24 protein-coding genes are annotated in these 21372 nt (G+C 36.6%); 15 read left to right on the top strand and 9 right to left on the bottom strand.

Translation table 11 applies throughout. The features are described 5' to 3' along the window. The first annotated feature begins 52 nt into the window (after nucleotides 1–52). Together ACMAWV_RS05925 and ACMAWV_RS05920 are read left to right on the top strand one after the other, a co-directional pair. Nucleotides 53–730, top strand: coding sequence for a hypothetical protein (locus ACMAWV_RS05925; RefSeq protein WP_103216729.1), 678 nt, complete (start codon nucleotides 53–55; stop codon nucleotides 728–730). A gap of 17 nt (nucleotides 731–747) precedes the next feature. Then, nucleotides 748–1755 (top strand): DUF4340 domain-containing protein, encoded by a 1008-nt coding sequence (locus tag ACMAWV_RS05920; RefSeq protein ID WP_103216728.1) that lies wholly within the window; start codon nucleotides 748–750, stop codon nucleotides 1753–1755. Here ACMAWV_RS05920 and ACMAWV_RS05915 read toward each other — a convergent pair. After that, nucleotides 1752–2690 carry a hypothetical protein gene (locus ACMAWV_RS05915; protein ID WP_103216727.1) on the bottom strand — a complete coding sequence of 313 codons (939 nt, stop codon included), beginning with the start codon at nucleotides 2688–2690 and terminating at the stop codon, nucleotides 1752–1754. The two genes, ACMAWV_RS05920 and ACMAWV_RS05915, sit on opposite strands and share 4 nt — an antisense overlap. Before the next feature lie 178 nt (nucleotides 2691–2868). On the opposite strand from ACMAWV_RS05915, the gene ACMAWV_RS05910 reads away from it, so the two are divergent. The 9 genes from ACMAWV_RS05910 to ACMAWV_RS05870 all read left to right on the top strand — a co-directional run bounded on the left by ACMAWV_RS05910 (nucleotide 2869) and on the right by ACMAWV_RS05870 (nucleotide 10879). Continuing rightward, complete coding sequence (locus tag ACMAWV_RS05910; RefSeq protein WP_146037759.1) at nucleotides 2869–3879, top strand: HD-GYP domain-containing protein; 1011 nt, start codon at nucleotides 2869–2871, stop codon at nucleotides 3877–3879. A 124-nt stretch (nucleotides 3880–4003) separates the two neighbouring features. Further along, the gene (locus ACMAWV_RS05905) at nucleotides 4004–4219 is read left to right on the top strand and encodes a hypothetical protein (RefSeq protein ID WP_103216725.1); all 216 of its coding nucleotides are present in this window, start codon (nucleotides 4004–4006) and stop codon (nucleotides 4217–4219) included. 104 nt (nucleotides 4220–4323) lie between these two features. Continuing rightward, a complete protein-coding gene (pstS, locus tag ACMAWV_RS05900; RefSeq protein WP_412469747.1) occupies nucleotides 4324–5319 on the top strand; it encodes a phosphate ABC transporter substrate-binding protein PstS in 996 nt (331 codons plus the stop codon). Next, on the top strand, nucleotides 5319–6260 hold the full coding sequence (pstC, locus tag ACMAWV_RS05895) for a phosphate ABC transporter permease subunit PstC (protein WP_103216723.1): 942 nt from the start codon (nucleotides 5319–5321) through the stop codon (nucleotides 6258–6260). Before pstS ends, pstC begins: the two co-directional genes overlap by 1 nt. Further along, nucleotides 6257–7117, top strand: a complete 861-nt coding sequence (gene pstA / locus ACMAWV_RS05890) for a phosphate ABC transporter permease PstA (RefSeq protein WP_103216722.1) — start codon at nucleotides 6257–6259, stop codon at nucleotides 7115–7117. Before pstC ends, pstA begins: the two co-directional genes overlap by 4 nt. Continuing rightward, nucleotides 7117–7884 (top strand): phosphate ABC transporter ATP-binding protein PstB, encoded by a 768-nt coding sequence (gene pstB / locus ACMAWV_RS05885; RefSeq protein ID WP_103216721.1) that lies wholly within the window; start codon nucleotides 7117–7119, stop codon nucleotides 7882–7884. Before pstA ends, pstB begins: the two co-directional genes overlap by 1 nt. A 10-nt stretch (nucleotides 7885–7894) precedes the next feature. Then, entirely contained in the window at nucleotides 7895–8512 is a 618-nt protein-coding gene (phoU, locus tag ACMAWV_RS05880; RefSeq protein WP_392991318.1) for a phosphate signaling complex protein PhoU, read from the top strand. Between the two features lie 8 nt (nucleotides 8513–8520). Then, nucleotides 8521–9216: a response regulator transcription factor gene (locus ACMAWV_RS05875; RefSeq protein WP_103216719.1), complete on the top strand. Its 696-nt coding sequence runs from the start codon at nucleotides 8521–8523 to the stop codon at nucleotides 9214–9216. Then, complete coding sequence (locus ACMAWV_RS05870) at nucleotides 9206–10879, top strand: ATP-binding protein (RefSeq protein WP_412469748.1); 1674 nt, start codon at nucleotides 9206–9208, stop codon at nucleotides 10877–10879. Before ACMAWV_RS05875 ends, ACMAWV_RS05870 begins: the two co-directional genes overlap by 11 nt. On the opposite strand, the gene ACMAWV_RS05865 is transcribed toward ACMAWV_RS05870, so the two are convergent. Genes ACMAWV_RS05865 through ACMAWV_RS05840 form a run of 6 tightly spaced genes read right to left on the bottom strand, consistent with a single transcriptional unit; the run spans nucleotide 10876 to nucleotide 15920 of the window. Next, on the bottom strand, nucleotides 10876–11922 hold the full coding sequence (locus ACMAWV_RS05865) for an NAD(P)H-dependent glycerol-3-phosphate dehydrogenase (RefSeq protein WP_103216717.1): 1047 nt from the start codon (nucleotides 11920–11922) through the stop codon (nucleotides 10876–10878). The two genes, ACMAWV_RS05870 and ACMAWV_RS05865, sit on opposite strands and share 4 nt — an antisense overlap. Continuing rightward, nucleotides 11919–12173 (bottom strand): DUF493 family protein, encoded by a 255-nt coding sequence (locus ACMAWV_RS05860; protein ID WP_233189678.1) that lies wholly within the window; start codon nucleotides 12171–12173, stop codon nucleotides 11919–11921. The genes ACMAWV_RS05865 and ACMAWV_RS05860 overlap by 4 nt, the downstream gene beginning before the upstream one ends. A gap of 13 nt (nucleotides 12174–12186) precedes the next feature. After that, a complete protein-coding gene (locus ACMAWV_RS05855; protein ID WP_103216715.1) occupies nucleotides 12187–12762 on the bottom strand; it encodes a KdsC family phosphatase in 576 nt (191 codons plus the stop codon). 3 nt (nucleotides 12763–12765) lie between these two features. After that, nucleotides 12766–13572 (bottom strand): 3-deoxy-8-phosphooctulonate synthase, encoded by an 807-nt coding sequence (gene kdsA, locus ACMAWV_RS05850; RefSeq protein WP_412469749.1) that lies wholly within the window; start codon nucleotides 13570–13572, stop codon nucleotides 12766–12768. Then, nucleotides 13562–15166: a CTP synthase gene (locus ACMAWV_RS05845; protein WP_412469750.1), complete on the bottom strand. Its 1605-nt coding sequence runs from the start codon at nucleotides 15164–15166 to the stop codon at nucleotides 13562–13564. The genes kdsA and ACMAWV_RS05845 overlap by 11 nt, the downstream gene beginning before the upstream one ends. Next, nucleotides 15156–15920 carry a 3-deoxy-manno-octulosonate cytidylyltransferase gene (locus ACMAWV_RS05840; protein WP_103216712.1) on the bottom strand — a complete coding sequence of 255 codons (765 nt, stop codon included), beginning with the start codon at nucleotides 15918–15920 and terminating at the stop codon, nucleotides 15156–15158. Before ACMAWV_RS05840 ends, ACMAWV_RS05845 begins: the two co-directional genes overlap by 11 nt. Nucleotides 15921–15990: 70 nt before the next feature. On the opposite strand from ACMAWV_RS05840, the gene ACMAWV_RS05835 reads away from it, so the two are divergent. The 4 genes from ACMAWV_RS05835 to purB all read left to right on the top strand — a co-directional run bounded on the left by ACMAWV_RS05835 (nucleotide 15991) and on the right by purB (nucleotide 19829). Then, nucleotides 15991–16350 (top strand): hypothetical protein, encoded by a 360-nt coding sequence (locus tag ACMAWV_RS05835; protein ID WP_103216711.1) that lies wholly within the window; start codon nucleotides 15991–15993, stop codon nucleotides 16348–16350. Nucleotides 16351–16440: 90 nt separating this feature from the next. Further along, complete coding sequence (locus ACMAWV_RS05830) at nucleotides 16441–17883, top strand: TolC family protein (RefSeq protein ID WP_392991311.1); 1443 nt, start codon at nucleotides 16441–16443, stop codon at nucleotides 17881–17883. Continuing rightward, nucleotides 17883–18527 (top strand): hypothetical protein, encoded by a 645-nt coding sequence (locus ACMAWV_RS05825; RefSeq protein ID WP_103216709.1) that lies wholly within the window; start codon nucleotides 17883–17885, stop codon nucleotides 18525–18527. Before ACMAWV_RS05830 ends, ACMAWV_RS05825 begins: the two co-directional genes overlap by 1 nt. Before the next feature lie 15 nt (nucleotides 18528–18542). Beyond that, nucleotides 18543–19829: an adenylosuccinate lyase gene (purB, locus tag ACMAWV_RS05820; protein ID WP_412469751.1), complete on the top strand. Its 1287-nt coding sequence runs from the start codon at nucleotides 18543–18545 to the stop codon at nucleotides 19827–19829. A gap of 2 nt (nucleotides 19830–19831) precedes the next feature. On the opposite strand, the gene cdd is transcribed toward purB, so the two are convergent. Both cdd and ACMAWV_RS05810 read right to left on the bottom strand, forming a co-directional pair. Beyond that, on the bottom strand, nucleotides 19832–20254 hold the full coding sequence (cdd, locus tag ACMAWV_RS05815) for a cytidine deaminase (protein WP_412469752.1): 423 nt from the start codon (nucleotides 20252–20254) through the stop codon (nucleotides 19832–19834). 111 nt (nucleotides 20255–20365) lie between these two features. Beyond that, nucleotides 20366–21346, bottom strand: coding sequence for an alcohol dehydrogenase catalytic domain-containing protein (locus ACMAWV_RS05810; RefSeq protein WP_412469753.1), 981 nt, complete (start codon nucleotides 21344–21346; stop codon nucleotides 20366–20368). Between the last annotated feature and the right edge of the window lie 26 nt (nucleotides 21347–21372).

Below are 21372 nucleotides of genomic sequence, written 5' to 3'. Positions count from 1 at the left end.
GCAAAAATTTCAAAAGATACAAAATATTGAAAATGTGAGAAAATGTTAGTTAATGATACACGGTAAAAGTAGCGACCCAGTCCTAATTAAAAGAATCAAAGTTAACGTTTGGACACTTCGAGATGAAGTAGAAGCAGCGGTAAAACTAAGGTACAAGAATGGTGAAAAGCCTAATATTGATGACCTTATTGAGACTTATAAAGATAAAGGTGAACTTCCAATCAATGATAGTATTGAAAGTGAAGAAGCAGCACTTGATCCACAAGCTTTGGCAGATGCTGCCATGTCTGGAGACAATGTTACTCCGATAAAAGAAACGAAAATCATCAAGCAATTTATTCCTGATTTACCTCCAGAAAAGGTCTACGTCGGCAATATTCTCCTATCTGAACTTTATATGGATGGGATGTATTTCTTTTGCGAAAGACAATTTACTCAGGGCCAATCAATTGTCGTTGATATTCAAATTCCAAATCGTATCATCCTAAATGGTGTGGTTGTCTTTTCTCGTAGCTACAACATGAAAAGTCGCATTATCTCTCAAACGAGTATGCCATTTAGAACAGGGATAAAGTTCACTTTTCTTAAAGAGGGTGAACGTACACTTCTTAGAAATTTCATCAAATCTATTGAGCCAGAAGTTAGAGAAGAGCCGGCGGCAGTAGCGGCCAGCAAAGAAAGTAGCTCAGGTGGCGATGACGACTTCGATCTCTTTGACGATCTCGAATAAGAATTCTAGAATTTCTTATGCAAAATATAAAACGTAATTACTTTTCAGCTAGTCTTGTCTCAATACTCTTTATTACTCTCCTATTTGGAGCAGTTATTAGTGAGTTTTTTCAAGCACCGGTTATTACATCTAAAGAACTTTCTAATCTCCAATTTCTTTTCACAAGTGATCAGATTGATAAGGTTGAGGATATTTCACTTCAATCAAACCTTGGACGATTTAGTCTTGCTAAAAATAAAAACCAATGGATTATTACGAAGCCTAGAAGAATCAATGCTAATGAAGCAATCATTAATAAACTTTTAGACTCACTAAAAAATGTAAAGATTAAAAAGATCTTTCCAAAAGATCCAATCAACCTTTCAAACTTCTCCCTAGATAATCCAACTTCAATTGTTACATTAAAGGGTGAAAATGGAGAAGATGAAACGATCTCATTTGGACTTATCAATCCTATCGATAACTCTACATATGTTGTAAGCGATAAAGACAATGCGATCTACCACGTTAATGCCGTTAAGTTTTCACTTGAGAAAATCGACCTTCCATCACTTATTGACTCACGAGTCTTTAGTTATGCTCCAAGCGATATCAGAGGTGTTAAAGTTATAAACTCAGGCAAACTACGTTTTGAATTTAGTCGTAATGATAAAGACATCTGGGTATCAGGAAATAAGGCCCTTGATGATGAAGCAGTCCAAGAGTTCCTAGTTAAGCTAACGAGTTTTAAATCAAATTCAATCCTTGATAAGCGTACTGAAAAAATGGACAGTGCAATTGAGCGCTATCTTGCTAAGCCATATTATAAAGTTATTGTAAAAATTAAAACTGGTGAAGAGATTGAATATGATCTTTCTTGGGTATTAACTAGTCTTCCAGATCTTAATATTGAGAAAAAAGAGAACTTTATTATACGAGCTTCAAATAGAGAGCACCCTTTCTTAGTAAGCAAAGAGTATCTAAATGTATTATACAAAAGGCTTAAATCTTTTAGACCAAGCCCTTTGAATAATATTATTTACTAGTCGATTAAATTGTTAAGAATTTGAGAAGCTGCGCCTTCAACTTCATCAATGACGTGTTGGATAGCTTTTCCAATGCGGTGGTGCTTGATTGGAAACTTAGCAAAAGGAATGAACATATAATATGTCTCCCCTTTACATGTCTCAAGAGCATTTAAGTCCTTAAAGATATTCTCATCGAAATCAATTTTAACTGTTTTTGCTCTTGTACAATTTCCAATAACTTCATCAAATTCTTCGAATTTTTTCCCTGTAGCGCTGAGGAGTCCCCCAACCTCAGCACTAAGAGATATTTGGTCGGACTGCGATAGACTTAAGAAGTTCTTATGACCTTCAATTGATACAAGGATTCCCTTGCGACTCAACTGAACAATCTGTCCATCAACAGGTTTTAATATTGAATTCCAAAATGAAAATTTTGCTTTTAAATTTGTGTTCATTCTAAAGTCGCGATGACTTAGAGAAAGATTATTTAATAGACGGTCATATACAAATAATTTGTAGATATCGTAATCAACCCATCTCATTGAATGGAGATGCATGAATGGACCGGCCTTATGCTTAAGAGAAATAAGAGTTTGCTTATTAACATCAAACCATAAGTGCTTAAGCCTTGGGTCTATATAGAAGTTATAAAGATCAAATAGAGTCGTCTCCATCTCACCTTTCTTATTAACAAGCCATACAGGAATTTCTTTGAAAGTTTCAAGCTCTTCCTTCACTTCTTCAATACTCATTGAAGAATCACCATTGATATGACGCTCTTTCATTGCACAAATTAATTTCGACCAATTCGACCAGTGTAAACTGTACGAACTATCATCAAATAGTTGAATTGATTCAAATAATTTCGGATCAGCAATGTAATCTTCTAGATTCTTAAGCGCACTCATGGCCTTCTCTCTTGTCAAAATTAGCTCAACATTCGTTGTATTCAACCAATATAGCAACTTAGTTAATAAATTCGAGCCTTATTAAAATTAGCCTTTATATTCTATTGATTTCGGGCTCTTAACTTAGAACGTTAGGCTTTTTCCAAGAAATTACAAAATTGCGAAATATTGCCTATTATTCTTGGTATTTAATGATTTTAGCGACTTAAGCTATAATATGAACATGAGAGCAGAGGATATATTCCGTAAATCACATTTGGCACTAAACTTGACCCCTTTTACGATTAGGGAGCTTTTTAATATTCCGACAACACCTTGTGATGTTTATATCTTCGAAGATGGTAAGTTTAAGCACAACCTCTACCGTGGAACATATGTTTCTAATGACACTCTTAAAGAGATGATTGAAAGAGGTCACACGATTGTTTTTGCAAGCAAAGAACAAAGGCAAGAACTAAAAGAGCTGCAACAAGATTGCCTCAGGCAAGTAACTCGCTCTTTTTCAATGGGTGATACTTATCAAAATTGTAAGAATCAACTTAATCTTATTACCATAAACCTTCGATATCTCTTTGAAGATCCTACTGATGATAATGCCCTCAATCTTCAGTATCAAAGCTTAAAAGTACTGGCATCTTTCTTGATTAAGAATCCAAAAATGCACGAAGCGCTCTATCGTTTTTTTGCGGCCCAAGGTCATCATTATATTTTTGCACAACCCCTACTTTCATCAATTTTTCTTGTAGGGATATTAAAGACATCTCAACTTTATAATGACAAAGATATTGAGAACTTTTTTATCACGAGTTATTTTAAAGATATTGGAATGTCTGCCATACCAATTGATAAATATGACAAAGAGAACCTATCAGAGATGGATAAGGTACTACTTGCAAAACATCCAATAATTTCAGCGAGAATTTTACAAGGTCGTATTCAACTAAGCCCTGCTCACATGAAAGTAATAGAAAACCATCACACGTTCAGTATTCTAGATAAGTATGATTCAGATAATCAGTATCTAAAAAACTTAACAGTGACAGGTTTTGAAACAATCATGGTTAATATTTGTGATATCGTAGCGGCGATGATCTCTCCACGCCCATATAGAGAGGCTTTAACAATTTTTGATGCTCTAGAAAAAGTACGCACACATATTAGTAAAGACTACCCTCACGAGTTTAAAATTATCATTAACTATTTCAGGAATTTCTTTACAAGTTCAGTCAAGTAAAAAAAACTTTTCATTACGTTTCAAATATTTCAAAATAATAATTAACCAAGGAACCGGTTAATATATTTTTAATTACATATATTTAAATAAAACTATAGATTGCTAAATGATCCAGGGAGGGAACATGGCCAACGAAGTAAGCCCAGTTACGGGAATTATCGCAGAAGAAAACGTCTTTATCGATTTTGGTGAGCACGAAGGAAAATCAATCCTTGAAATTCAGGACACTCTACCTGATTATTACGAGTATCTCGTAAACAAAAGAGAAGAAGGAATCTGTACGATTCGTCGTAATCAAGATAAGTCCTTCAGACTTTACGTATCAAATACATTACAATAATCACGCAGGGCGACAATGTCGCCCTTTTTTTTTAACAAAATCTTAATAAACACCATATTTACCATGTGCTAAATTCAAGAAAACACTGAATTTAGGAGACACACATGATTAAGAGAATAATTGCACTTTGCCTACTGCTGGCGAGTTCAAGTACTTTCGCTTTAAAGATCAACGCAGCTGGAGCATCATTTCCATATGCTATTTACTCAAAATGGTTTTCTGAATACTCGAAAATTCATCCAGAAATTCAATTCAATTACCAACCAATTGGTTCAGGTGGTGGTATACGCCAACTTTTAAAAGAGACTGTTGATTTTGGTGCATCAGACGCACCAATGAAAGAAAAAGATAAGAAGAAAGCAAAATGGCCAGTTCTACACGTTCCGATGGTTCTTGGCGCCGTTGCCATTGCTTATAATCACCCACAAATTCCAGATGAGCTTAAGCTTGATGGTGCAACTCTTGTAGATATCTACTTAGGTAAAATTACAAAGTGGAATGCTGAGCAAATTGCAGCTCTTAACCCTGGTGTAACTCTACCATCTGATGACATTCTTGTTGTTCGTCGTGCAGACGGATCAGGTACAACGAAGAACTTTGCAGACTACCTTGTGGAAGTCAGCACAGAGTGGAAGCAAAGAGTTGGTACGGGTAAATCACTTCGTTGGCCAACTGGAGTTGGAGCAAAAGGAAATGATGGTGTAACTTCAATTGTAAGCAACACTAAGGGTTCAATCACATATATGGATCTTGCTCACGCTAGAAAGAATAATATTAAGACAGTGGCCCTTAAGAATAAGTCTGGTATCTTTATCAATCCAACTGTTGAGGCCGTATCAGCTTCAGCTAAAGAGTTTAAAACAACTGGAAAAGAGTTAACAGGTTCACTTATTAACAGCAGCGCTAAAGACTCATATCCTATCAGTGCTCTGACGTATATCCTTCTACCAATGGTAGAAAAAGACCAGAAAAGAGTTGAGATTTACAAATTCGTTGAATGGGCAATTAGTAAAGGCCAAAGTTATGCTAAAGAACTTTACTATGCTCCCCTACCAACTGAACTTTCCAAAAAGGTATTAGAAAGGGTAAAATCTCTTTAATGAACCTACTTAAAAAATTAGGGCCAATTTCTCCTTCAAAACAGGATAAGTTGGCCTATATAACACTTCGCTTTTTTTCACTTATTGTCATTATTCTACTGATACTTATGATTGGTCAGCTTTTCTATGCCAGTCGTGAAGCATTTAGTGAGTTTGGATTTAAATTTATTTTCGATGATTTCTGGAATCCAATTGATGACGAGTTTGGGGCACTTCCATTTATCTTTGGTACTGTTGTTACTTCACTTCTTGCCCTTCTAATTGCAGGTCCTGTTAGTATTGCAGTGGCCCTCTTTATTACAGAATATTTACCTAAATCAATTTCAAGTATTCTAGGAACTTTTGTTGAACTTATTGCGGCCGTTCCAAGTATCATTTTTGGTTTATGGGGCCTCTACTACTTAGCTCCTTTTGTTAAAGACCTTCTAACTCCTGCCCTAAAGGCAGTATTTGGATTTTTACCTTTTTTCCAAGGCCCAAGCTTTGGGATTGGTATTCTTACGGCCTCAATTATTTTGGCCATTATGATTATCCCAACTATCACATCTGTTGCACGAGAGGTATTTCGTTCAGTTAATATACTCCACAAAGAAGCTGCCCTAGGGCTTGGGGCCACAAAATTTGAGATGATTAAAATTGCAGTTTTAAGGCCAAGCTTTTCAGGAATGGTAGGAGCACTAGTTCTAGGTTTAGGACGCGCCCTTGGAGAGACAATGGCCGTGGCCATGGTTATTGGTAACACTCCTCAAATCACTAAATCAATCTTTGCTCCAGCTTCAACAATGGCCTCAGTTATGGCAAATGAATATGCAGAAGCAGAAAGTGATCTACACTTATCCGCTCTATGCCTCGTTGGACTTCTCTTATTTGTCGTTACTTTTGTAGTTAACTTAGTAGCACGTACAATTGTATGGAAGCAAACAAAGGGAGCATCAAAGTGAAACTCTCAAAAAGTCGTGTCATAAAGAATCTAATTTTTAAGGGACTGTTAGTTCTTTCTGCTTTATTAGTGATTCTACCGTTAATTTTAGTTTTTATTTTCCTTCTTCAAAAAGGTTCAACTTCAATAAGTTTAGACTTCTTTTTAAATGATCCTAAACCAGTTGGAGAAATCGGTGGTGGTATGAGACATGCCATCCTAGGTACTCTTATTATGGTATCAATAGGTTCACTAATTGCGGTTCCAGTTGGAACACTATGTGGTGTCTACTTAAGTGAATACGGGAAAAGTAAAATTGCAACGGCCCTTAGATTTACAATCGATCTTTTAACAGGCGTGCCTTCAATTGTAGTTGGTATCTTTTCTTATCTAATATTTGTTGTAAGCTTTAAATCATTTTCAGCACTGGCCGGAGCATTTGCTCTAAGTATTATTATTCTTCCTATTGTGACTAGAACAACGGAGGAAATCTTAAAGCTAATCCCTAGACATGTTAGAGAAGCAGGACTTGCTCTTGGACTTCCAAGATGGCGAGTTATCTTCAATATTATTCTTAAAGGATCAAGAAACTCTCTCATGACAGGTGTTATTCTAGCAATATCACGTGCGGCCGGAGAAACAGCCCCCCTATTATTTACGGCATTTGGAAGCATGTACATGAGCTACAATGTAACAGGTCCAATGGCCTCACTTCCGGTACAAATTTATAACTACGCAATCAGTCCATATAAAGAATGGCAACAACAAGCTTGGGCCGGTTCATTCACCCTAATTATTATTGTTCTTGGACTGAACTTAAGTGCAAAATTCTTATTCAATTCAAAGAAGCTTAAGAAATTCTTTGTGAGGAAATCATAATGGCAAATAGCGATATCATATTAGATGTAAAAAATATTCAAGCATGGTTTGGAGACTTTCACGCTGTAAAAGGTATTGATCTTAAGTACCATAAGAATACTGTCAATGCGATTATTGGCCCTTCAGGTTGTGGTAAATCAACTTATATTAGAACCCTAAATCGTATTCATGAAGAAGTCGAAGGTGCACGTGTTTCAGGAGAGGTTATTCTTGAAGGAAATGACATCTACGCTCCATCTGCCGATCCTGTTGAAATTCGCAGAAAAATTGGAATGGTTTTTCAAAAGCCTAACCCATTTGCGGCCATGAGTATCTATGACAATGTTGTCATCGGGCCAAGACTTTGGGGAAAGAAGAAAAAAAGTGAACTCGATGAAATCGCCTATAATTGTCTAACGAAAGCGGCCTTATGGAATGAAGTAAAAGATAAACTTCATCAAGAAGGAACTTCACTATCAGGTGGTCAGCAACAGAGACTCTGTATTGCTAGAACACTAGCGACAAACCCGCCAATCGTATTAATGGATGAGCCGACATCGGCCCTTGATCCAATTGCGACCGGAAAGATCGAAGATCTTATGAGTGAACTAAAGAAAGACTATACGGTAATCGTTGTTACACACAATATGCAACAGGCAGCACGTATTGCAGACTATACAAGTTTCTTTATCCTTGGAGAGCTTATTGAGCATGGACTAAGTAGTGATGTCTTTACCAATCCAAAAGAAAAGAAAACTGAAGATTATATCACTGGCCGTTTTGGCTAAGGAGCATTCAATGGAATTGACTGTTGAAACACTAAGAAAAGATATTACAGAAATGGCCGCAATTGTAGAAAAGATTCTACATGTTGCAGTTGATGAAAAATCAACAATGGAAAATCTCTATGAGCTTGAAAATGAAATCAATGAATTTCATAAGCTTGTGGATGATCATGTATTTAAATTTATCGCTCTTAAGTCGCCTACTGCAATTGATCTAAGAACGGCATTGGCCATCATGAAGATCAACTCTGAACTTGAAAGACTCGGAGATGAAGCAGTTAACTTAAAGCGCTACTTAATGCGAATTTCAAATAGAGAAAAACATTGCAGTATCATTCAAGCGGAAGTTTTTGAGATGGTAAGAAAGAGTTTAATTGCCTTTGCTTCTAACAATATTCAAATGGCAACAGATGTAATCAAGGCCGATCACGAAGTTAATTCTCTTCATAGAGATCTAGTGAAGAAGTTTTATCAACTTCTTAAAGATGGAAAGGCAGAAGTTGATGAAGGTTTTGCTGTCATTCGTGTTTCGAAAATATTTGAAAGATGTGGTGATCACGCAACAAATATTTGTGAAGATATAATCTTCTTAGAGTCAGGTAAAGACGTAAGACATACAGAGGATCAATAAGGCAAATAATGAAAGCACTAATTGTAGAGGACGAACAATCAATCGCAAAACTAATTGGGGTAAACCTTAAGGCCATAGGCATTGATTATGACATGGCAAATACAGGTAATGATGCCATCACTGCTATTGAGAATAATCAGTACGAGCTTTTTGTTTTGGATCGCATGCTGCCGGACCTTAGTGGTGTACAAATTTGTCAGTATATTCGAAATACTAAGAAGCTTAAGAATGTAGGAATTCTTTTTGTTACTGCCTTAACTTCTAGCGAATCCATTATTGAAGGACTTGATGCCGGTGCTGATGACTATATTACGAAGCCTTTTGATATTGGAATTCTAAAGGCAAGAGTAAGCAGTCTAAAACGACGAGTTGAAAGTCATCACACAAGCTCTCCAATCAACAACAAGAACACATATAACCATATGGGAATAAAAGTTGATGTCGATGGAGTAAAAACTATTATTGATGAAAAAGAAATTAAGCTGACAGTTTCTGAATTTAAAATTCTTTGTGTCCTAATCTCTTCTCCAGGTAAGGTTTTTACACGTAAACAAATCGTTGATCTTATCAAAGGTGAAAATATTTATGTTACAGACCGCACTGTTGACACTCATGTTTTCGCTCTTCGTAAGAAGCTTGGAAGTAAATCAAAAGTTGTTGAAACAGTTCGCGGGATAGGATATCGAGTAAAGAGTGAAGAATAACTTTTTTAACTTCCTTAAAATAAAGTTTCTAAATGATATCATCTTTTATCAAACGCTAATCTTTTGTTTATCCCTACTCTTTCTGGGCACATTCTTTATCATAAACTTTAAAGATAACTTTATTCACTCGATCGTAGATCAGGAATTACAGTCGCTACGCCAAGATGGTATTGCGAAAATGTGTGACAAACAAACAAAGAGAACACAATTTTATATTCTAAATGCAAATCGTACGATTAGATGTGCGGCTCCAAGCTTTAAGATTGAGGATTTTAAAAATATTATTATTGGCGAATATGATAGTGATGATCGATATATCTATCATCACCGTGTACTTCACTCAAAAGGAAAGAGCTATACTCTCTTTTTAAGGATTGAGTCTGATGCACTAAAACTAATTTCATCAGAAGTCTTTTCCAAACTCTTTATGGCGATGGGAATCTTAGGAATTCTCTTTATTGCAGGACAATTCTTTCTCTTCCGCCACTATTTTACTCCTCTATACGACCTCTTTCATATTTTTAGAATGAAAGGAGTTATTGATACTACTGATAGTCGTGATTACTGGGATTATATTGAGTCTAAGTCTATTAAGAACTTCAATAAGAGACGAAAGCTTCAAAGAGATCTCTTTAATACAAAACAGTATTATTCAGTCATTATTAACTCAATAGATGACCCTGTCGTTGTATCTGATAGTAAGGGCAGAGTTATTTTCTGTAATAATGCATTTAAGAAATCTTTTGCACCTTTTAATGGACGATATCGAGGCGTAGAACTTATTAGTATTATTAGAGACTATGACTTTATTAATCTTATAAGAAAGAATGGTTACCAGGCCAATCTGATCCATAATACTCAAATCGCCTTAACAAAAGTTAGTGGGAAAACAAACTCATTCCAGTTAAAGATTAGCGATATTGAATCTAAGAATAAAGACAAAGAGATTCTTTTCTACTTTAGTGATATTACAAAACTTCAAGATGTAAATAATATGAGACGTGACTTCTTTGAAAATGTTTCACATGAGATTAAGACACCTCTGACATCGATTAAAGGCTATACTCAAACTCTAAAGTCCATTAATACGGACGAAGATCAACAAGAGATTATGGATATCGTTATTCAAAACGTTGATCGCCTTGACGAGTTAATCAATGGAATTCTTTCACTATCAAAGATTGAAAATGAAGGAAAAATTGAAGTAGAAGAAATTAATCTTCCTTCGTTTATTAATGCTCTCATTAATGATCAACAGCTCAAAATAAATGCAAAGAATATGAGTGTAAATTACTCAAATACGGGAGCTGATACAATCGTTGCTAATGGTAAGCTACTATATCACTGTATTTCGAACCTCGTATCAAATGCGATTAAGTACTCGCGAGAAAATACTCAAATTACTATTGAAAGTGGTCAAAGAGAAAATCATCGTTATATTGCAATTACTGATGAAGGTGTTGGTATACCAAATGATAAAATCGCAAGAATCTTTGAACGCTTCTATCGTGTTGATCAATCTCGTAGTATCAATACTGGTGGAACAGGCCTAGGACTTGCCATTGCAAAGCACTCTGCACAAAAAATGAAGGCATCAATCGAAGTTGATAGTATGGTAGATAAGGGAACAACTTTTACAGTGCTCTTTCCAATTAAATCTTAATCGATTTCAAACTTAATAGGTGCCTGCATTAGTTGACTTAGAACTTCTTCAACGTTTGCATCATTGTATAGAACTTCATAAAGTCCTTTAAAAATTCGTGCGCGAATTTCATATTTTTCAGCTAGCAAGAAAGCCGCTTTTGTCGTCTTATAACCTTCAACAACTGTACGTTGTGAATTGATAATATCAAGAGGCTTTCTCCCCTTAGCGATCTCAAGTCCAAAAGTTTTGTTACGAGACAGTCCACCTGTTGTTGTTAGAATGAGATCCCCCATTCCACTTAGGCCATAAAATGTTTCAGGACGAGCGTTAAATACCTTACCAAAGCGTAGCATTTCGACGATTCCACGAGTAATCATAGCGGCACGCGTATTGTGATTGTAGCCTAGGCCTTCAACGATACCACCAGCAATGGCCAAAACGTTTTTAAGAGCACCACCTAGAAGGACACCTTTTATATCGTAATTTGGCAGGGCCTTAAAATATGGAGTTTCTAATTTAGTGGCAACATCCATTAACACTTTTTTAGATCGTCCTGCGATTGTGACAAGAGTAATCTGTTTTTCCATAATTTCTTTTGCGAAACTTGGGCCAGATAAGAATGTGATATTGTCACGATAATGCGGAAAGAAATCATTTAGTAGATCATCACTTAACTCAAGAGTATCAGGATCAATCCCTTTTGAAAGACTAATTAAAGGAATGCCTTTACCAAGGTAGCTATTAAAGCGAACAAGGTTTTCACTAAAGAAAGTTCTAATTCCGTGAGTAGGTAACCCTGAAACAATAAGCTCTAAACTATCTTCTTCACTAGGATCTAGCTCACTCCAATCAAGGATTGCCTTAATATTAGCGTCAAGCTTAATACCAGGAAGATAGACAGAATTGATACGGTCCTCATTAATATCTTTATAGATATCTTCTGAGCGTACCTTTAAAATTACATTTTCAAATTTATTTGCCAGAATTGATGCAATCGAAGTTCCGAAAGCACCAGCTCCAACAACTAGAGCTGTTTTATATTCAAAGTTATCTTTTGTCATAGTGCTAGTATACCATGTAGGCGCCCGACTCTTTCATAAATCGTTAACACTTCATCAGAACTATTGCACTTTACATTGAATGTGAAAGAGATGTACTTGCCTGTTTTAGATGGTTTTTCATGGTGAGGCTTTTCTCCTACGGCCATGATTAACTCATCACGATTTGTCTCATTTCCAATAAACTTAAAATTATAGACTGCTGGCCATTCATATTGGTCATCCAATAAGGCCTTTAGTTTTGTTAAATCCATACTTAATCAACTCCTACTTTGGCCATGTATCCTTAAAATCAATAGGACTTCCGTCAAAGTCTAAAACTTCAGGAACGATGCCATGGACATAGCGGAAGATATCAATAACTTCTCTAACAGCACCGTGTCCACCTTCTCTTTGCGTTACATAGTCACAATACATTTGAATCTCGTGAGATGCATGTGGCGTTGTTGCAGCAAATCCTGCTGCTTTTAGTAGAGGAACATCAAAGAATTCATCACCCATAAAAAGTACTTCTTCTTGTTTGAATCCAAGATCTAAGACTTTTTTAAATGCGACTCTTTTATCCTCGTCACCCAAGAAGGCAAAATCAAGTTTTAAGTTATTCACAAAACGCTCTTGAACACCTTTTGATGCACCTCCAGAAATAACACCAACTTTAAATCCTGCTTTCATAAGTAGTTTTAAAGCATAGCCATCCGAAGTGTGTGACGAGCGATTAAATCCCATCTCATCATCTTGGTACCAAACATGACCTGGAGTTAGAACTCCATCAATATCAAAAGCGAGTACTTTAATATCTTTTAATTTTTCTTTATATTTTTGAGCTTTTGTAAATAAATCCATTAATTATTCCGTAATAGCGTTTCTAATTCTTAATAGTCTTTGGATAATAACACCCGCTTGGTCTAGAGGCAGGCTTGTGGCCGCATCAGACTTAGCTTCACTTGGATTCGGATGTACTTCCATAAAGATTCCGTCTGCACCTGCTGCCACGGCCGCTTGAGCAAGAGTTAGAATCTGCTCACGCTTTCCACCAGTTGAAGTCCCTAGACCTCCAGGTCTTTGAACACAATGAGTAGCGTCGTGAATTGCACGAACACCAAAAGACTTCATGATTTGGAAACTTGCCATATCTACAATAAGATTATTGTAACCAAAAGATGTTCCCCTCTCAGTTAAGAGGATCTTATCCTTTGAAATAAATTCTTCGGCCTTCTTAACGATATTTCCTGTCTCTTCAGGAGATAGGAATTGCCCTTTTTTAATCTTAAGTTGAGCGTCGTATTTCTTACAAGCTTCAGCACCTGCTAAGATCATATCTGTTTGACGACAAAGAAATGCTGGAATTTGAATTGTATCAACAACACTTGCAACAGCATCGGCTTGTTCAGCAGTGTGAAAGTCTGTGATTAATTGCACTCCATATTGCTTCTTCACTTTTTCAAGGATCTGAAGACCTTTTTCAAGTCCAGGACCTCTGAAAGAATCGATTGATGAGCGGTTTGCCTTATCAAAACTCCCTTTATAAGAAAAGTTGATTTCATCCTTTACAGGCTCAAGCATTTCTAAAAGACGTCCACAAACATCCATACACATTTGTTCAGACTCGATTACACAAGTCCCCATGAATAGATCAAATTTTTTATTTTCCATATTTATCTGCCTCTTTAATAAATTCACTAAATACTGGGTGGGCCGCATATGGCCTCGATTTAAACTCTGGGTGGTACTGACATGCAAAGAAGAAAGGATGATCCTTAATCTCAATTGTTTCAACGAGGTTAAGTTCAGGATTCTTTCCACTAATAACAAGACCACACTCTTTTAATTGTTCAACATAGAAGTTGTTAACTTCTAGACGATGGCGGTGCCTTTCATTAATTAGTTTTTCACCATACATCTGTCTTGCGCGACTTCCATCAAGAAGCTCACACTCATAGCTACCAAGGCGCATACTTCCACCTTTAGCACCATCGCGAGTTTGACCTTCCATATAGTGAACTAAAAGATCTCCACCAGCATTAAATTCTTCTGATGTAGCATCTGTTAATCCACAAATATTTCTAGCATATTCAATAATTGCAAGCTGCATTCCTAGACATATTCCAAAGAATGGAACTTTATTTTCACGAGCAAAACGAATGGCCGAAATTTTCCCTTCCGTACCACGCTCTCCAAAACCACCTGGTACAAGAATACCTTGTACATCTTTAAGAAGCTTATCTGCTCCTTCTTTTTCAATATCTTCCGAGTCAACATATACAGGAACAAGCTTAAGTTGGTGAGCAAGAGCTCCGTGTCTTAAGGCCTCATCCAGAGACTTGTACGACTCTACTAATTCCGTATACTTTCCAACAACACCAATCTTCACCTCTCTTAGTGGATGATCGAAGTTATATGCAACCTTTTCAAGGTCATCAATCTTTGGCGATGAAGACCAAATCCCTAAGATCTTTGTGATCTTTTCATCTAGCCCTTGAGAATGGAAGTTAAGTGGTACTTTATAAATTGAATCCAAGTCTAGAGATTGGAATACATTGTCTTTTGGTACGTTACAAAATAGTGAGATTTTATCCATAATCGACTGATCGATCTCACGATCACTGCGACAAATAATAATATGTGGGAATAGACCTTGTGAACGAAGCTCTTTAACTGAGTGTTGAGCTGGTTTGGACTTTAACTCTCCCGCTGCAGATAAATAAGGAATTAAAACAAGGTGAACAAATAAAACATTCTCTTGTCCAACGTCATGAGCAAATTGTCTAATTGATTCAACATATGGAAGAGATTCAATATCTCCAATAGTTCCACCGATTTCTCCGATTAGAATATCTGCATCCTCTGCTGCAATATGAATACGACGTTTAATTTCATCCGTGATGTGAGGAACAACTTGAACCGTCTTACCAAGATACTTCCCTTCTCTTTCTTTCTCAATGACCTCTAGGTAAACTTGACCTGTCGTAAAGTTTGATTGTTTTGAAAGTGTTAAAGAAGTGAATCTTTCATAGTGACCAAGATCGAGATCTGTTTCAGCACCATCGTCCGTTACAAAAACTTCTCCGTGTTGAGTCGGACTCATTGTCCCTGGGTCAACATTGATATACGGATCCATCTTAAGCATATTAATGCGAATTCCACGTCTTTCTAGTAAAGATGCAATCGATGCAGCTGCTAAGCCTTTTCCAAGAGAACTTGTAACTCCACCAGTAATGAAAATATACTTCTTTTGGCTATTTGCCATTTATCACTCCCTCCACGAATGGAATATCTTCCGGAGTATCAACTCCACATAATGTCATATCTGTAATTGCGGCACCAATTGTGTAGCCGTTATCAAGTAGTCTTAATTGCTCTAAACATTCAATCTTCTCATTAGTCGACTCACCTAGAGAGCAGAAATTCTTAAGGACTTCTGGTTTGAATGAATAGATACCAATATGTAAATACCAGTTTAGCCCCGGTGTCTTTTGACGATTGAATGGATGAGGGCTTCTTGTAAAGTAATGGCAAATATTTTTCTCTTTTGAAAAGACGGCCTTCACCTTATTTGGATTTAAGTAATCCTCATGATCATTATCAATCGACATCTCTTTTATAACAGTCGCTACATCAAAATTTTGAGAATTATGAATTCGCAATAGTTCAGTTAGTAAGTCAGCTTTAATCAATGGCTCATCACCTTGCACATTGATAACGAAGTCATACTTTTCATCTTTAAAAAAACGATCGTAGGCCAAGAAGATTCTTTCACTTCCCGACGGAACATCATCATCGACTCGAACCACATTGCGGCCAGACTCATTTAACATTTTTTCAATTTCATCATTATCCGTAACGACACAAACTTTTGAACCAGGAAAATTTTCAACAATACCAGCACATCCATCATAAACATGAGAGACCATTGCCTTGCCGGCGATATTTGCTAGAGGTTTTCCGGGGAAACGAGTCGAGGCGAATCTTGATGGTATTAATACCAAAGCTTTTAAGTTCATTATTTACCTTTTTGACAGTAAATAATAACAAATACCTGTGATACTTGCAAAGTGTGATATCATAAATCTCATGAAATACTTCGCCTTAACACTCAGTGCCATTGTTTTTATTTATACGGCCTCAATTGAGAATAGACTTAATGCGCAAACTATTTCCGATTCAATTATTACTGACCCAAGTATTTCTCGTCGTTGCGACTCACTAATGAACCAAAGACAAGAAAAAGTTGAACACCGTCAAAGACTGCTTTTTCTCTTAGATCGAAACAAGAATCTTCTAAAGACGACACCTGATAATAAAAAGTCGATTTCCTCAAAGCTAAGAGACAATCAATACCGCGTCATCCAAGAATTAAAGATTACGAACTTGAAAGTTATTAAGCTCGAAGAACAAATTGTTCGCCGTGGATGTCCAGGATTGACTCTCTAGCGAGCAAGTGTTGCCATCTCATATCACGCAAGTCATAATTTTAGCAGACGCACAAAATTAGCAATTAGCTAAATGAGAGGGACTTCACTTATGACTAAAACAATAGGCTTTGTTTGCGCCTACCTATTTCTATCAAGCTTTTCTTATGCATTAGAACAATCTCCTGAAATCTTTATCCAAGAGGCCAGTGAAGATAAAGTTGATGAAAATGCTTATCGTCCACTCGATATTGGAACAGTAATCGAGCAAGGAATGAGAAGCTACCAAGACAATGTTATCCGTCGCAAAAATATTGAGATTCTAAAAAATAGATTAAAGGATACAAAAGAAGAGTTCTGGACGCCTAATCCAAAAATTAACTTGCAACTAAACCCACAGCGAATTGGAACACTTAAGAGTGGAAGTAATGACTTAACTCGCCTACCTCGTACAGCGAGCGGAAGTGTTGGACTGGAGCTTGGAGAATATACGCTTTTCAATTGGGGTAAGGACTACCTTAATTATAAGAATGAAAAAGAATCACTTGAGCGTCAAATTGACCGCGACAAAGAAACGCTTCGTGAGTTTAAACAGGAACTCGTTCGTGAATATGTAAGACTGATTCACGCTAAAGACTTGAAGATCATTGCTCGCCAATACCTTCAACGCGCTACTCTTGTTTATCGTATGAACCGAGAAAAAGTATTACAAAAGAAAATTACAAAACACGAATACTACCAATCTCGCTCAGAGTACTTAAGAGCTCAAGAAGCCTATACTGACGCTAAGACAAATGAAAATATCGCTTCAGAAGATATGGCCAAACGTTTAAATGATCCTCCGGGAACACTTTATTTCATCAAAGACGATTATCAATACGAAAAGTCGACTTATAGCAGAGACAATGCCATCGCTACAGCGAGAAAAGTTTCACCATTTATTCTTGATAAGAAAGTCGAAAGAAATATTAAGAATCGCGAGTATGAAATAGCAGTTAGAGATAATCTTCCGCTGCCAAAAATCACAGTAAATTTTGGAACTTACTCTCAAATTTTTGACGGCAGCTCTGTAACAAATGACTACTACACGACATCAGTTGGTAATTCAAATATTGATCTTGTGGCCAGCTTAAACGCAAGTTGGACAATCTTTGGGGACGGTGGACTTTTTAATCGTAGAAAACTTGCAAATGCAAGACTAGAAAAAGAAAAGGCCATGTATGATTTAAGTCTTACAAGAAGAAAGGTTGAAGAGGCCATTGTTAATATCTTCAACTTTTTAAACTCTGCAGTTGAGCATCTAAATATTATTAAATCCCGTAATGACTCGTTAAAAAAGAGAATGGAGACAGCTCTTTATCAATATACAAATCGTAAGACACGTTATCTTGAGTACCAATTAGCGATGCAGGACTACTTTGACTCACTAACGAGAGAGTCGATTATTAAATTTCAATACCTGGCCAAGAGAGTTGAACTGGCCCAAATTGTAGGTCTAGAAAATCTTCCTGACCAAGCCTTTGATAAGGCCATTATTAAGGGAGGAGGACAATAATGAAAAAGTTAAGTTTTATCTCTACTCTACTTTTATTAACACTAGCCTCAACTAGTTTTGCACAAGACTTAACAAGTTTTGAAGATATCAATATCACTGATGAAGATTATGGCTATGAACTTTCACGCTATAATATCAAAGATGATAATTTCTCACTTGAATTTAATTATGGTGGAATTACAAACTTAAGTGAATTTGCTTCGACAAATACAATCAGTGGTACAATTACATTTTACAGCGAAAGGTATTCACTAAATCTCTACGGCGCTCTTAATACACTTGATGTTGCGAGTGTAACACAATTTGATAACCTTGATGCAAGCCTAAGTGTTTACTCAGTCGGAGCAGGGCTAAGTAGACGCTCAATCCTAATCAACGACTTCATCAATATTAAGTCTATTTACGATGAAATTCAGGCACATCTTACTTATAATATAAGTGACTCAGAGGCTTTCGGTACTGAATTATCAGGGATTGGCTTTAATGCAAGCTATGGCCTAATTTATCGAGCAAGTAGTGGCCTACACTTCTCTGCACGATTTATTTATAACCTAATGGCATTAGAAAGCTCAGATGAAACAATTACGACTGAAGCATCAGCGAGTTGGGTAAGTGCTCAGCTTGGAGTTGGATTTATATTTTAATTAACTGGAAGACTTATGATTGAAAGATACGAAAAGAAAGAGATTAGTGAAATTTGGAGCGAGCAATTTAAATTTGAAAAATTTCTTGAAGTCGAAATTGCACTGACAAAGGCCCTTGAGAATGCCGGAATTATAAAAGAAGCATTTTCGAATAAGTTAAATCTTGTGACTGTTAATCCTGAGCGAATCAAGGAGATCGAACGTGAAACAAGACATGATGTTATTGCCTTTTGTACTTCAATTACTGAGCAACTAGAGACTAATGAAGGAAAGTATTTTCACTTTGGAGTCACTTCATCCGACATCATTGATACAGCTCTAACACTTCAAATAAAAGAAACACTCAATCGTATTCTACCAGCTTTTGAAATGCTTATTAAAACACTTGATGAAAAATCAAATGAGCATATGAAAACAATCTGCATTGGACGCTCTCACGGTATCTTTGCAGAGCCAATGAGTTTTGGCCAAAAACTGAGAGGACATCTTTGTGAGTTCAAAAGACGCTACAGTGATCTCAAAGATTTTTATGACAACGAACTGACAGGCCAAATCTCAGGTGCAGTTGGAAATTACACTATTTTAACTCCGGCAATTGAAGCTGAAGTTTTAAACTTTCTTGGACTAAAAGTTGAACCTGTTTCAACACAAGTCATTCCTCGCGATCGCATTGCAAAGCTAACGACAATTATCTCACTATTTGGCTGCGCCTTAGAAAGACTATGTGTCGAGATTCGCCATCTTCAACACTCTGATGTTGCAGAAGTTTTTGAAGGCTTTAAAAAAGGTCAAAAAGGTTCATCGACAATGCCACACAAGAAAAATCCTATCTCAAGTGAGAACCTTACAGGAATGGCAAGAATGCTTAGAACATATAACCAAGTAGCAATGGACAACTGCCTGCTTTGGCATGAAAGAGATATCAGCCACTCAAGTGCTGAAAGGTTCTTTCTACCTGATATGTTTGGAATCCTACTCTACTCAATTGAGCGTATGAATAGCACTGTAGAAGATCTCGTCATTGATAAAGAAGCAATGAAATCTAAAGTTACTCAAAACTTTAAACACCTTTCTAGCTTCGTTTTACATAAATTAATTGAAGTTTCTAATAATACAAGAGAAGACCTATACCGCGTGGTTCAAAAGGCTTCATTTGAAGCAAGTGATCGCCAGTCTTTTTTTACGATTTTAGAAAACGATCTTCCAGATAGTGACGACAAGAAGCTTATTGGGCAACTAAAAGATCTCAATGATCTCGAAATCTATAGTGCCCATACAAAAAGTGTTTTTTCTCGTAGCTAAAACTAAACAGTAAATTCAGTAAATGGATGCGGAAGAAGTTCTTTAAATAGAACTTTTTTCGTAATTCCTTTTAGATTTCCTAGATAAACAGGAAAGTCTGCCTTTACAAATTCAGACATGACTTGAAGGCAAAAAGCACAAGGAACTGCTGGCTCTTCTTGGTCTGTCACAACTACGATAAATTCGAAATCCTTCTTACCAAATTGTGCAACACTTGATAGAACACTTCCCCTTTCCGCACAAATTGTTCCACCGTAGCTAGCATTTTCAACATTACAACCTGGGATTGGATCATCAATACCGTTTAGTTTTAAGGCCGAACCTACTTGAAATTTTGAATACGGGGCATGTGCATTTGAGCGCGCTTTAATTGCAATGCCATATGCCTGCTTAACTTTGTCTGATACATCAATTTTATTTTCCATAGAGATCATTATAAATGAAATCACATCGAAGTCTATTTGAAAAAACCGGCCTCCTTTTAATAAAATTGAAGAGTAGAGGCCGGACAAAACCTGGAGGAGTTTTGATGAGGCTTAAAAACTTAAACTTATATTTCCAAGAACATCTCGTTGATTAATCATCCCATGTCCTTTCTCTAGTGTTTCAGTAGAGATCTCACCTAAGTCCATTGCAACAAGAGGCTTAAGCGCCCCCGCTTCAACTAAATGAGTCACCTCTCTTAAGTAATTTCCGTATTCTTCATGATCAACTATTCCACTTGAAGAAACTAAAACAAACTCTTGCTCAACTTCTGGTAAAGCGCTCACAAAATCGTTAGGTAAAAATTCATCTCGAGTCGAAAAAAGAGATACCATACGAGTTTTCTTACTTACTATTGCCCTTAGCCTACGAATGTATTGATTCGGAGAGCTAGCACAAAGAATATAATCAACTTTATCAATTCCCATTCGCTTTAATTGTGTAGCAATTGGAAGGGAGCTATTAATGGTCAAGTCTGCTCCCATCTTCTTTGAAAACTCCTTCGTTTCCATATCATCAGCAGTCGTAATAATTGTTAAATTCGTTATTTTGCTGGCCAGTTGCGTGGCCATGGCACCAATACTATTGCCTCCATCGATAATTAAAATTGTTTGCCCACGACTACGTTCGGGATCAACTTGTAATTTATCAAATAGACTATCAAAGGCCATAATTGATGCTAAAGGAAGCGTTGCCGCTTGTGCAAAGTTTAGATTACTTGGCTTATGTGAAACAAGTCTCTCATCCACAATTTGAAATTCTGAATTAGTACCACTTCTTTTCATATCACTAGTGTAATAAACTTCATCACCAACTTTAAAATCTTGAACGCCTTCACCAACATCTGCCACAATACCTGAAGCATCAAAGCCCAAAGTCTTTCCCATATGTGTTGGTCTCATTTCATTATCATATGAGCCAAGTGAGACAGACTTAACCTCAATGAGGAGATCTCGTCCCTTTGCTTTTGGGCGGTCCACCTCTATTTGAGAGAAGCTCATTGGATTGATTTCGTTCACAATAAAAGTTTTCATAAATAAGTCTCCATGTAGTAGTTGTG

Origin of the sequence: Halobacteriovorax sp. RT-1-1, from assembly GCF_047085455.1 — a bacterium.
Lineage (GTDB): Bacteria > Bdellovibrionota > Bacteriovoracia > Bacteriovoracales > Bacteriovoracaceae > Halobacteriovorax_A.
The sequence above is the reverse complement of the archived record's forward strand: the minus strand, read 5'-3'. Positions and strand labels throughout refer to the sequence as shown.